Here is an 8,497-nt window from a genome sequence, read left to right as displayed (position 1 = left end):
CTCGCCTGACCCCGATCCGCCTCGCCCACCGAACAACTCCAACCCGCATCACATTGGAACGGCTACCAAGCCCAGACGAATCGCGCCTATAGACCACGCAACGAAAAATGAGGGGATTCCTGAGGGGTACAATACCTTGCTGGCGCAGCGTCTCACGTATCTTCGATTCGCGCGCACCGGGTGGGGACGTACCCCAAGCCTCTTGAATGCGCTGGATGGCCGAATGATGTACTCTGCAGAATCGCGCGAGACCCCTGCCGGTCAGGTAGGGCGTTCCGTCGGTCAGGACGCCCATCGCGACCCCGTCGATCTCCACCTCTTTGATAATTCCCAGGGTAAGCTGGGCTGGGGTGGCGCCCTGAGAGGCCATTTTTCGCTGTTTCCCAAGTTATTTCAGAGCTGTAGGGCGGCGCCCAGGCACCCCCGAATCAGCCCCAAGGTCGGCAGCGTAACATGTAAACGAACTGCCGCGATGCCTTTGTCGCTGAGGTGCCCAACCCTGAGCCAACGGGTTCGCCACCGACTCTGATGCACCGGGCTAGACCTGCAGGAAGGAACGCGTCGGCGCTCACCTCAACCCGGCCGCCGCCTGCCCCCGAACGCCACCCTCGCCGCCGCGGATGCCACCCGCCTCGCGGATCCCTCCGCCGCCGGCCCGGCTCCCCGGCTCGCTGCGCTCGCCCACCACAGCGTCCGCCGCGGCGCGCGCCGTGACTGGCAGCGAGCCGGCCACCATCCCGATTCCATAGGCCGTGGCCAGCGCGGGCCCGCCTGGCGCGACCGCCAGGCCCATCGTCGCCGCCGGCGCCAGGATGGCGCGGTACACCGAGCGGACGGCATTGTGCTCGGCGGTGTTGGTCGCCGGGCTGTTCGTATGGGGCGCCAGCGCGGCCATGATGTCCCCCGCCGCATCGGCATAGAAGCTCAGGTACGGCCCGGCGAGCAGCGTTACCGGATGCTGCTGGTAGCGCATGCCGGCGACCTGGTTCACCAGCGGGCTCGCCGTGCCGAACATGCCCGTGCGATCGAGCGCCAGCGCGACCTTCTCCCACGCTTCCCGACGGTCGACCTGCCGCGGGTTCAGCAGGTTGTCCCGCGCCCAATTCACGCCGAACTGCGCCATCCCGAGCGTCACCAGGCCGAACAGCGGCCCCATGAGCCGCAGCCGGTCCTCGATCGTCAGCCCATTCCCGGTCAGCGCCTCGGTGCCCTCCTTCAGGCCGCGCAGCAGCACGTTGCGGGTGAAGGCGAACATGAAGCTGGTGATGCCGTAGGCCAGCCGGCCGACCGGGTGCTCGGCGTAGAGCGGCCGGTCGACCATCTGCGCGTTCTGCACGGATTCCCGCACGAAGCGTCCGACCGCCGCGCGGTAGAGGGCACCTTCGCGCCCGCCGTCGAGCAGGATCTCCGTGGAGGGCACGCCGCCGTTCCCGCGCAGCCAGGCACCCACCTTCCGCGCATCGGCATCGTCGAGGCCGAGTTCCGCCAGCAGGCGCTTGGCACTGGCCTGCCGCCGCGTGCTGTCGAGCACATCGTCCAGCAGGCTCGAAATCCACACCTGCCCGGCGCGGGTGGCGGCGATCTGCTGGCGCTCGGTGAGGCCGGCCAGGCCGGTCCGCCGGACGATGCCGGTGACGATCCGCTGCGGCATTGCCCCGCGCACCGTCTCCGCACTCGCGGCCGTCGCGGCCGCAGCGTCGGTCAGGCTGGAGTTGATGGCGCCGATCAGCTCCGCGGCGCGCCACGCATCCGGCAACGCGCCGCTGTTGAAGACGAGGTGCCACGAATCTGCGAAGGCCTGCGCCCCGAGCCACATATCGCCCGCGCGCGCACCCACGGCCAGGCCCTCGACCAGCGACGAGAGCACGGCGCGGGACAGCAGCGCGGCCGTGCCCGCGGTCTGGATCCAATCGGCGGCCGCGGTGAGCGGACCGCTGCCGACGCTGTTCAGCGTGCCGGTCGCGCCCTGGAAGAACTTCCGCATCAGGAACACGTCCGACGGCGCCATGCCCTTGCGCAGCATGGTGTCGAACATCGCGTCCGCGTCGCGGCCGTTCACGCCGAAGCGACGGGTGAATTCCGCCAGGCGCGAGGTGGAGCGGAAATAGTCGTCGAGCGCGCCGCGCAGGTCGGTGTCAAGCCAGCGGGCGAGATCGGTGTCGGCCTCCGCCGGCAGGGTCCGGCCCTTCGTGTGCCGGGCGGACATCGGCGTGTGCGCGTAGCTGGGGCCGACACCGGCGAGACGCACCAGCCAGTCCTGCGCCGCCTCCTTGGCTTGGTCGGCATCCATGCCCATGCGGCGGCGGTAGAAGGCCTCCGCATCGAGCCGGAAGGCCTCGGGCTCCGCCAGGATGGCGTCGACCTTGTAGCGCCGCGGGAAGAACCGCGTCCTCACGTAGCCCATATCCAGGCCGGCGTCGCGCAGCTCGCGTGTCGTCAGGTAGGCGTGCTGCTCATCGAGCAGATTGCGCACGCGCCGCGCCAGCGGCGACAGCAGCCGGGCATGGATGAGCTCGTCGCGGATCTTCGCCTCGGCCTCGGCGGTGATGTCCTTGCCGAGGATGTTCCGCAGCCGGTTGCCCATCTGCGCGTGACGGGCTTCGTAGGCGTATTGGTAGGTCTCGGCGATGACACGGCCGGCGCCCGGATCGGTCGCCAGCATGTCGCGCATCTGCTGCGCCTCGGGGATGTCGGGGTAGCGGCGGGCGATCCAGTCCATGCCCGCGCGCTTCGAGTGCAGCAGGACGCGGGCGACGCGCTCCGTCCCGTTCAGCGCAGTGCTCGTGACGAGGAATTCGCGCAGCTTCCGCACGCCCGCCATCGCCGGATCGGCGATGAACCGTCGGATCGCCGCGGGGTCCAGCGGATTGGCGTAGAGGGCCGGGCCGCCGCCATTGCTTTCGGGGGCGCCACGCCCGACATTCGCCTCGCCCTGCGCCGGGGGATTCGTCCTGGCGGAAGCCGCGGCACGTGTGCTGTCCGCCGTGGCCAGGGCATCCAACCGTGCCCGCCGCGCTTCCGGCGTCGCCGCCCGGATTTCCTCCTCCGGCACGCCGGCGCGTCGCAGCGCCGCGACGACGGCTTGCCGGTCGGCCGGCGTTTCAGGAGCCGGAGGGAGGGCGCGACCCTCCAACCGCGGCGGGGTGTCCGAAGCCGGCCCGCCGCCAGCTTCCCCCGCCGCAGCCCGCCCGCCTGGCGGCGCTCCGGCATTCCGTCCTGCCTCGCGCACCGTGAAGCCTTCGCCTGAAGGGTGCACGGCGATCTCGAAGAACTGGTCCGGCGACAGCTTCTGGCCCCGGTTCAGGATCCAGCGCGCCGCCATTTTCTGGTCGGCGAAACGCACCGGGCCGCCGACATCGCTCTGCACATAGCCGCCCGGCAGGATGCGCCAGCGGCCGTCGGCGTCCTGGCCGGCGGGCGTGTTGGTGCTGCGCTGGCCGGCGTTCCATTCCCCGGCCTCGCGGGCGCGCTGCGCCTCGGCCTCGGCCTGGGCGCGCCGCTCCTGGAAGGCGCGCTCCGCCTCCTCGGCGCTGGACCACCGACGACCGGCGGAGCCCTCCGGCTGCTCCGGGAAGGGGCTGCGCCCGGGCGGCGGCTCGCCTTCCGCCGGACCGGGGCGCGTGGCGCCGGGGAATTCCGCGTTGGCATCCGGCGCCGTGGCCCGGTAGGTCTGCCGTGGCTCCTGCTGCGGCCGGCCGGGCCCGGCCTCGCGCGGCATCTCGGGATTGCGCGGGCTGCCGCTGCGCGCGGTGAAGTCCTGCGCCTGGCGGGGATTCGTCGCGTACTGGCGGGTTTCCAGCTCGCGCTCCCGGACCACGTAGGGCACGGCGCCTTCGGCGGCGTCGCCGGTGCGCGGGTCGTATCGCTCCACCGAGACGAAGCCCTGGTCGTCCCGGCCGAGGATCCGCACCGGGAAGCCCTGGTCGAGGTGGACGGTTTGCGGGCTGACGCCCTCCGGCCGCGGCGCGGGCTGGGTGTCGCGGGTGTCGGGCGCGACGCGCGCCCGCTGCGCCTCGGCCATGCGGAAGGCCTCGGCCGCCTGGCGGTCCCCCTGCACCTGGTCCGGCGTGCGCGGCGCCCCGCCCTCCGGCGCGACGAAGCGGGGCGGCGGCTCGGCGGCGTTCGGATTGCCGCCTTCCATCTGCGCGCGTGCCCGGGCGATCTCGCCGGGCGTCATGCGATTCGGCTGCGGCTCGGTGGGCACCAGCGCGCCGTAGCCCTCCGGCCGGGCGCGGCCCTGCACGCCGGCCTCGATGCCCGGTGCGTTCGGGTCGGGCGTGCCGCGCATCGGCACGCCGGGCCCCTCCGGCAGGGCGATGGTATCGGGCACGGGCTGCCGCGCCGGCGGCGCTACGGCGCCGGGATCGGCGCCGGCCTCCACCGCCTCCCGGGCGGTGCGCAGATCGGCCGCGGTGACGCTGGGGGCGACGGCGGCGCGCTGCGCCTCGGCAGCCCGGGCGGCGTCCACCCGCGGCTCGAGCAGCGCGACGCGCGGATCGGCCGGGTCAGTGATGCCGTTCGCCTCGGCGACGCGCTGCACATCCGGATCGCGCCAGGCGGCGGCGACCTCTTCGGGGGTGATCGCCTCGGGCGGCACCCGGCGCCGGCCGGCCAGCCAGGCGCGGACGCTGCGCGCGGCGTCGACGCTGACGGGCAGGCCAGTGCCGATCAGCCCGCCCAGCGCCGCGGCGAAGGCGGTATCGGCCGGGCTGTAGGCCGCGCGCCGGCCGCGCTCGATCTCGCCGGCCTGCACGACCGGATCCGCCGTGGCCGCGACGGCCGCATTGGGCAGCCCGCTTTCTACGGCCTGCCGGCCGACGTAGCGCATGGCGGTTTCGCCGGCTTGGCGCGCAACGCGCGCGCCGGCAGGGCCGACGAGTGATTCCGGGCTGGCGGCGCCGCCGGCGACCTGGCCGGCCAGCGCGGTCAGCGCCTCGAGCGGGCCGGAAATCGGAGGCAGCGCGGCTTCCTCCGTGCGGCGCGCCGGCAGCACGTGCTCCCGATAGTCCTGGCCCCGCGCCTGCGCGGTCTGCTGCGCCTGCTGGCCGAGCTCGCGCAGCCGCGCCACCGGGATGCCGGCATAGGGGCTGGACGCATCGCTGCTGCGCTCCAAGCCGAAGGCGCTACCCGCGGCGTCGGCCTCGTCGGCAGCGCGCAGGGCGGCGTCAGCGGCGAAGCCGGCGACCTGGCCGGAGCGCGCACGCTCGATCGCCTCACCCAGAAGGGTCCCGCGGAAGCCCTCGGCGGCGTTGACGCCGAAGCGGGAGGGGGTGGCGTGGGCGGCCGGGCCGGGCGGAACGTCGTCCAGCACGAAGCCGGGCGGAAGCGAGCCGATGGCGTCCGCCATCGCCGGGCCGTTGGGCACGGGGCTGGTCGGCGGCGGATCGAGCACGAAGCCCGGGGGCAGCGCGCTCACGAGAGCGGCACCCAGCGGCCGTTCTGCCGGATGATCCGCTGCCCCGTGGCGGGATTGGTGGCCGTGTGGCCTTCCAGCGGATCCGCGCCGGGACCGCTTCCCGGTGCGGCCGGCACGTCCCGCGCCGCCGGCGGGGCGTTGCTGGTTAGGGACGGCGGCAGATCCATTGTGACGCGGCTGCGGGCGAAAGCGCCCCGCACTTGGTCCGGCCGCGGCAGCACGGTGTTCGGATTCACTGCCCGCCAGGCGGTTTGGAATTCCCGGGCGGCCTGGGCCGCCGCCGACCCCGCGTCGCGGCTCTGTTGGTACAGCGTGGAGGCCCGGTTAGCGATCCACAGCTTCGCCTGTGGCGAGAGCGCACCGTGCCGGTCGGCTCGCCAGCCTTTTCCGTATCGCCCAGCAGTTCCAGCGCCACCGAGGCGAGCCGCGCCGATTCGGCCGGGCTGACGTCGAGGGGCGGGCGATCGGCGCGCCCGCCGGCGGGCGCCGGCGGCCCGGCGATCCTCCCGCTCTCATCCGCCCGCGGCGTCAGGGGGCTGCCGGGCGGCACGACCACGACGTTCCCCGGGTTGATCTCCGGCGCCATGCGGCTGTTGCGCCCGGTCTCCTCGAGCTGGGTGCGTTCCAGCGCGCCGGCGCGGCCCTGGTCGACGCCGTAGCGCCGGTCGCCGCTCTGCACCTGCTCGCGCGCCATCGCGCCCGCCTGCTGACGATCCGTCACGCCGTAGGCCCGGCGCGTCTCCTCGCCCTCGACGTAACGCGTGCCCGGCTCCGTCTGCCCCCAGGGCCCGCCGGCGCCGACGAAGAGCTGCGCCAGCCGGCCGGGATCGGCACCGGCCGCCGCGGCAAAGCCCCGCACATAGGCGGGCAGCGCCGCCATGACCTGCGGATTGCCGCCACGCGCCGCGGCGGCGTAGGCCGCCCGGGCCGCCGCATCCGGATCGGGGTTGGCGAAGAGCTGCGCGAGCTCGCTCGCCGCGCCCATCCGCTGCGCCACCTCGTCGGCCTGGGCACCGTATAGCCGTGCCTGGGCGGCGGTGGCGATGCGCCGCGCGTCGCCCTCCGGATCCGGGCCGAAGGCACGGGCCAGATTGCCGAAGGCCTGGCCGAGGGCCGGGCTGCTGAAGAAGGGATTGGCGTAGGTGGCGGGCACGGCGGGGGCGAGCTCCACAGGAATGAAGATGCCCATTCTATCTCGTAACCACGTGGAAAGCACGGCAAGCCTGCTATGTACTCATGTAGTCAATGCCGGTTGATGACTTATGCGGCTACCCTCGTCGGCGGCCGATTTGCACGGCCTTCGAAGCATATTTAGTCATCGACCATAGGGGCTTGTTTGAAGCTTTCGACCTGCTCGGCGAGCCGCGCCATGGCGGCCGATTGCAGTGCATCGGCTTCCTTTGTCGCCCACGCCTGCCATGCGGCGAACGCAGCGTCAGTGCTGGCATCGGGCACGCGCCTCTGCATCGCCATGTCGATGAAGCGGCGGATACGATCTGCCGCTTCCACTATATCGGCCGCTTCGCGGAGCAGATCCTGGCGTCTTCTGGCTGCTGCTGCCTGTTGTTTGGCGCGTTCCTGCTCAGCCCGCCGGGCCTCCTCCGCCACACGCTCCGCTTCGGCTCGGGCCTCCCGCTGTTGCCTGGCCTGACCCTCAAGGCGGTGCCGGTACCATCGCTCTGTCGCGGCGCGCGTGCGCTTTTCCGCAATCAGCAGGAATTCGCGGACGATCTCCCCGAACCGATCTTCGATGCGCTCCCCATCCTCTTCTTGCCAGGTGCGTTCCGGCTTAACTCTCTGGTAGTCCTCGACGTAGTAAGATCCGCCGTCGGGGATGAGATCCAGCCGGATCCATTCAGAGGCTCGGCGTTGCCGAGGCTGTGCCTGCCAGTGTCCCCGGGTTGCCGGTTCAAGCCGATCGACGAAAATGCGGACCCAGCACTCCACCCCGGCGACGACAATGCAGAAGCGCTCGCCGGCATGAGTGCTGCCTTTGACGTCGCATCCCAGGCGCTCCATCACGCCGATGAAGGCGCCGAGAAAACGCAGCCGTCGCCTTTCGATGGCGCTTTCGAACTTTGGCGGCGTGTCCGACGTCGCGTGCGCGGGATATCGGGCTTCCGTCCGGCGCAGCTCGTCCTCCCGCAGCAGGCGGCCCACCACCCCTCCTTGCTGGTCGAGCTTCTTCGGAACGCTGACTTCGCCCACAAGCTCGTCGATCCGCTGCCGCGCGACTTCGATGGGCTCAAAAGCAGAGGGCGAGATGGGCTCGGACGCGCCATCGGTGCCCGGCTTCGCAGGCTCCGGTCGAGTGGCGGGAAATAGTGGAGATTGCTTGTGATCGCTCCGGGCACGGGAGGCGCCGACCGGCAATGGTGGTAGATCCTTCACCAAGGCCGCGCGGTCGGGCTCCTTCATCTGCCAATAGCCGCGTGGAGGAACCGGTATGTCCAGGGCCTTGCACTCCTTAGCCAGCGCCACATTGGAGACCCGAACTCCTTGGCCGCTTCGGTGACAGGCTTTGACCAGACCAGGGCGTACAGCTTTTCGCGCGACAGGCGGGGGACTTGGCGCATGCAGGAAAGGCCTCTCGCATTGCTGGACGTGAGCAGCGGAATTGATGCCCTGATCGCGCCGGCAGGGAAATCGCTCGTTTGTCTGCCGGTGCGGCGATGCTGGCCGCGGCGGCCAGTACCGCCGAACGGCCGAGGCAGCATGAACCAAGGCGGTCAAAGTCAACGAAATCGCCCAAATTTTGTCGGAGCGGGGGTGACGAGATTTCATCAAGGCACGAAACCCCTCCCCGGGGGGGTAGGGGGCCCTATGGGAGATAAGTTCCGAACGGGGGATGTACTTCGCTCCCAGGAATATAAGGCGGATGCTTTAAATACCCCCGTGACCGAATAACAATATTTATTGACCAAGATCAGGATAGCGTGCATCATGCCTTCGGAGCCCTCACCCATCCCCTCATTTTGAACCGGCGTTGGCTCGCACGAAGAGGTTGGCATCTGCCACGGCCTTGGCGAAGCCCTGCATCAGCGGCGCAAGGCGCGGCTGTGGCATGTTGGGGATGAGGTC

General features: G+C 71.3%; 4 protein-coding genes. All 4 read right to left on the bottom strand.

Annotation, left to right across the window (positions count from 1 at the left end; genetic code table 11):
* Positions 1–568 precede the first annotated feature (568 nt).
* The 4 genes from E5N76_RS29110 to E5N76_RS29100 all read right to left on the bottom strand — a co-directional run bounded on the left by E5N76_RS29110 (position 569) and on the right by E5N76_RS29100 (position 7,834).
* Positions 569–5,416 carry a hypothetical protein gene (locus tag E5N76_RS29110; RefSeq protein WP_149541489.1) on the bottom strand — a complete coding sequence of 1,616 codons (4,848 nt, stop codon included), beginning with the start codon at positions 5,414–5,416 and terminating at the stop codon, positions 569–571.
* Positions 5,413–5,583: a hypothetical protein gene (locus E5N76_RS29970; RefSeq protein ID WP_187830486.1), complete on the bottom strand. Its 171-nt coding sequence runs from the start codon at positions 5,581–5,583 to the stop codon at positions 5,413–5,415. The genes E5N76_RS29110 and E5N76_RS29970 overlap by 4 nt, the downstream gene beginning before the upstream one ends.
* A gap of 65 nt (positions 5,584–5,648) precedes the next feature.
* The gene (locus E5N76_RS29105; protein ID WP_149541488.1) at positions 5,649–6,605 is read right to left on the bottom strand and encodes a hypothetical protein; all 957 of its coding nucleotides are present in this window, start codon (positions 6,603–6,605) and stop codon (positions 5,649–5,651) included.
* A 122-nt stretch (positions 6,606–6,727) separates the two neighbouring features.
* Positions 6,728–7,834, bottom strand: a complete 1,107-nt coding sequence (locus E5N76_RS29100; RefSeq protein ID WP_149541487.1) for a hypothetical protein — start codon at positions 7,832–7,834, stop codon at positions 6,728–6,730.
* Between the last annotated feature and the right edge of the window lie 663 nt (positions 7,835–8,497).

The sequence above is a fragment of the Siccirubricoccus phaeus genome (assembly GCF_008360935.1).
Classification (GTDB): Bacteria; Pseudomonadota; Alphaproteobacteria; order Acetobacterales; family Acetobacteraceae; genus Siccirubricoccus; species Siccirubricoccus phaeus.
This window is presented reverse-complemented; position numbering and strand designations above follow the sequence as displayed.